Genomic DNA, 3,772 nt, shown 5'->3' with positions numbered 1-3,772 from the left:
ACGATGCGCCGCAGTCTTGGACTTCGCGACCTTCTCCAGCGACTCTCGCTGGCCCTGCGACATCACCAACGAATCGGCAGCTGCGGTCATCTACGAACACTATCGCAGAACTAGTTACTCAAATGCGCGACACACCACTAGTAGCACCAGCTCGTACGACGAGCCCGGTCCCGTCGGGGGCCGGGCTCGTCGGCGTTCGTCGGCTGACTGGCGCCTGTGCTGTCAGTGGAAGTCCGGCAGGTGACCGGCGACGTCGGTGCACAACTGCGCGCGGTCGCGACCCTCGGACAGGGCCCGCAGCGTCATGACGGCAGCCGCGGTCGCTGCCCGCAGGCGCGCTCCATGCCAGTGGTAGGTGTGCTCGAGGACGTCGACCCGCACGCCCGCCGCGTAGGCGAGGACGATGTGCACCATCTGTGAGGCGCGGTCCGCATCGCGCGAGGACCGCTTCACCTCCGGCAGGTGCGACCGGACCCACAGCCCGGTGTCGACGGGCGTCGCTGCAGAGACGCCGGCTGCGGCGACGGCGGCAGCGACCACCTCCAGCATCGCGACGTCCGGGGTGTACCGGCCGCGCACGTGCGCGGCCTCGCCCCGGTAGGTGATGGGCCCGAGTTCGTCGTCCGCCGCCACGCCGTCCATCACCGTGCGGTGGGCGAGCGCGCGGAGCTCCGCGATATCGCGATCGTCTGCCACGCCGTCATCCTGCACCGGCGCTTGCACGCGGTCGCGCGCGGCACGTAGGAAGAGGGCATGGCACTCGCGACGTACAAGGACCTCTGCATCGACGCCGTCGACGCGGCTGCGATGCGGCGCTTCTGGGCCGGTGCGCTCCAGCTCGATGTGGAGCTGCTGCCCGACGGCGATTCTCGGCTGTTCGGGCCGACGCCCGAGCACACTGTGTGGATCAACACCGTGCCCGAGCCGGTCACGGTGAAGCAGCGGTGGCACCTCGACGTACGGGCCGACACCGTCGACGAGGTGGTCGCCCGTGGTGGTCGTGTGGTCGATGCCGTGTCGTTCCCGTGGGTGGTCGTCCGGGACGTCGAGGGCGGCGAGCTGTGCGTCTTCCCGACCCGCGAGGGCAAGCCGGCAGGGCTGATGGAGATCGTGGTCGACACGGCCGACCCGGTGCGCATCGCGACCTGGTGGGCCGAGGTGCTCGGGGTCGAGAGGCAGGACCACGAGGAGGGCTACTCCTACGTCGCGGTGCCGGGCGCGCCCTTCGAGTCGCTGGTGTTCGTGCCGGTGCCCGAGCCGAAGACCGTGAAGAACCGCATCCACATCGACGTGACCACCTCGGACGTCCATCTGCTCGTCGACGCCGGCGCGCAGCTGCTGCGACCCCGCGACGAGCAGATCAGGTGGACGGTCCTGGCGGACCCCGACGGCAACGAGTTCTGCGCCTTCCTGTCCTGACGCACCCACGACCGACCAGTCCGTCGCCGGCCATCAGCGGGCCCGTCGCGTGACGCAACGGGACTCCCGCGGCAGCGCCCCGGAGCCTGAGGTCGTGAAGATCGTCGTGTAATGACCGCGACGGGCGGGGCCGGAACAGCGCTGGTCAGCGGCCTGTCGCAGCTACCCCTCTTTTGCGACGATCTTCACGAGTGCGACCGTGTCGGGACGAGGGCGGGCCCGCACCGGTGCGCCGCTTCGCGGCAGGACACCGCACTCCGCGCTCGACGCGCCCCGCTCATCAACGCGGGGAAGGCCGCACATCCCCGGTGCGGGAACTGGGGTGTTGCTCGCGTTGATCACCGACGGACGCGGGCTGTGGGAGCCACGGAGGCGCGCACCCAAGACCGGGCATCGCACTGTTCCGCTGGCGTTGCAGGGGGAGCACCATCCGCGGCACCCCTCGGACCCGCTCACACCGGAGTGACGCATGCGTCGTACCCGCCTGATCCTTCCCCTGCTGCTCGCCGGCACCTTCCTCGTCGCGCCGGCACCCGGTGCGTCGGCCGCGGGGACCACCGTCCTCGACGCGACCTACACCTCGGTCGCCAACGGCTGGGCGAAGGTCGAGCGCTGGCGCGACACCGACACCAGTTTCCCGCAGGAGGCCTACCCGCCGGACGGGCGCGGTGACCAGGAGGGGCAGCGGCTGACTTTCTTCAACAACGCCCTGCGGCCGCGGTCCAACCAGTTCCTGCTCTACCACGCACCCGGCTGGCAGACCGGCGCCAAGGCGACGCCGGTGCTGCTCGTGCACGGTGCCAACGACAACGCCGACCGGGAGTGGGCCAACCCCAACGAGACCCCGAGCGGCTGCGGCCAGACCAGCTGCCCGTCGACCGGCCTCATGCAGTACCTCGACAGCCGCGGCTACAAGGTCTTCGCGATCGGCTTCCCGCACAAGCAGGGCGACAACCTCGTGCAGGCGCAGCTCGTCGCCGACGCGATCGGGGTCATCAGGAGCAAGCTCGGCGTCGCGAAGGTCGACCTCGTCGGCTGGAGCAAGGGCGGCTTCCCGGCACGCGCCTACGTCAGCAGCGTCACGCCGTCGTGGGGCCGCGTCTACCAGGGCGACGTCCGCAAGCTGGTGCTCATCGGCAACGCCAACAACGGCCTCGACTACGCCTGGCGGCACGGCGCGCCCGGCGCGATCCTCATCTACCCCGAGTGCGGCGGCGCCCTCAACGGCCCGGCGTCGGTGACGAGCTACGTCTGCTACGGCATCACCTACAGCCACCCGGAGCTCTCCTACACGGGCACCGGCAGCAACAACACCTTCCCCGGCCAGCGCCAGATGCTCAAGCGCTGGGACGCGACCTATGCCCTCGATACGTCGACCCAGGACTGGTACACCGTCTACCACGGCGGCTGGGGCTACACCTCCTACAGCCCCGGCATCGACGCGGCGATCAGCCAGGGGTCGCTGGTCGACCCGATCCGCACCGCCGGTGTCCCGTCGGCGGTCACCAGCTACCTGCTCTGCGGCGGCGCGGCCACGCTTCCCTACGTCTACAACGAGAACACCGGGCCGAGCGACGGGCTGGTCTTCCGCGCCTCCTGCGAGTCGACGACGGGCCTCGGTGCCGTCGGGGGAGTGACGACGGTGACGGACCACAACCACCTGCAGCTGGGATGGGGTACGACGGAGTCGGCGCAGCTGGTGACCTGGCTCGGCTGAGCACCTGCAGGTGCCGCCCGTCCGCCGTGGAGCACCCGCACCGAAGGCGCAGCCGGTGGGGGAGCCGCAGCACGGCACGTATCCCTCGGTGGGAGCGCCGGGCGCACGGGACTACGCCCCTTACGTGCCGGCCGCGGTGAAGGCCGAGCCGAAGAAGAAGGTGCAGCTGCTGGTCTACCTGCACGTTTGCAACCAGGACGCGGACGACGCCGCGACGGGCAGTCGGCTCGAGGCCCTCGCCGACGCCGAGGGTTCTGCTGGTGCTCTTTCCCGAGCAGCTTCGGCCCGTCGGCAGCACCTACCCGCTCGTCGACGGCAACGGCTCGGGGTGCTGGAACTGGTTCGTGCCCGACCACCAGACCCGCGACGCTCGCGAGCCACGGACGCTGGCCGCGATGACACGCGACGTCATGCGGCGGTTCGCGGTCGACGGCAGGAGGGTGTGGCTCGCCGGCGTCTCCGCCGGCGCCAACATGGCGACGATCCTGGCGACGATCCTGGCGACGATCCTGGCGGCGATCCTGGCGGCGATCCTGGCGGCGATCCTGGCGGCGATCCTGGCGGCGATCCTGGCGGCGATCCTGGCGGCGATCCTGGCGGCGATCCTGGCGGCGATCCTGGCGGCGATCCTGGCGG

At 70.7% G+C, this 3,772-nt stretch carries 4 protein-coding genes; 3 read left to right on the top strand and 1 reads right to left on the bottom strand.

Features of this window, described 5'->3' with window-relative positions:
• Nucleotides 1-222: 222 nt before the first annotated feature.
• The gene (locus tag Q8R60_01950; GenBank protein ID MDP3711234.1) at nucleotides 223-696 is read right to left on the bottom strand and encodes a hypothetical protein; all 474 of its coding nucleotides are present in this window, start codon (nucleotides 694-696) and stop codon (nucleotides 223-225) included.
• Between the two features lie 57 nt (nucleotides 697-753).
• On the opposite strand from Q8R60_01950, the gene Q8R60_01945 reads away from it, so the two are divergent.
• The 3 genes from Q8R60_01945 to Q8R60_01935 all read left to right on the top strand — a co-directional run.
• The gene (locus Q8R60_01945) at nucleotides 754-1,419 is read left to right on the top strand and encodes a VOC family protein (GenBank protein MDP3711233.1); all 666 of its coding nucleotides are present in this window, start codon (nucleotides 754-756) and stop codon (nucleotides 1,417-1,419) included.
• Nucleotides 1,420-1,888: 469 nt separating this feature from the next.
• Nucleotides 1,889-3,136 carry a hypothetical protein gene (locus Q8R60_01940; protein ID MDP3711232.1) on the top strand — a complete coding sequence of 416 codons (1,248 nt, stop codon included), beginning with the start codon at nucleotides 1,889-1,891 and terminating at the stop codon, nucleotides 3,134-3,136.
• Nucleotides 3,137-3,396: 260 nt separating this feature from the next.
• The coding region (locus Q8R60_01935) for a PHB depolymerase family esterase (protein MDP3711231.1) at nucleotides 3,397-3,772 on the top strand (376 nt) is incomplete at its 3' end.

It is taken from the genome of Mycobacteriales bacterium, assembly GCA_030697205.1.
Taxonomy (GTDB): Bacteria; Actinomycetota; Actinomycetes; order Mycobacteriales; family SCTD01; genus JAUYQP01.
The sequence above is the reverse complement of the archived record's forward strand: the minus strand, read 5'-3'. Positions and strand labels throughout refer to the sequence as shown.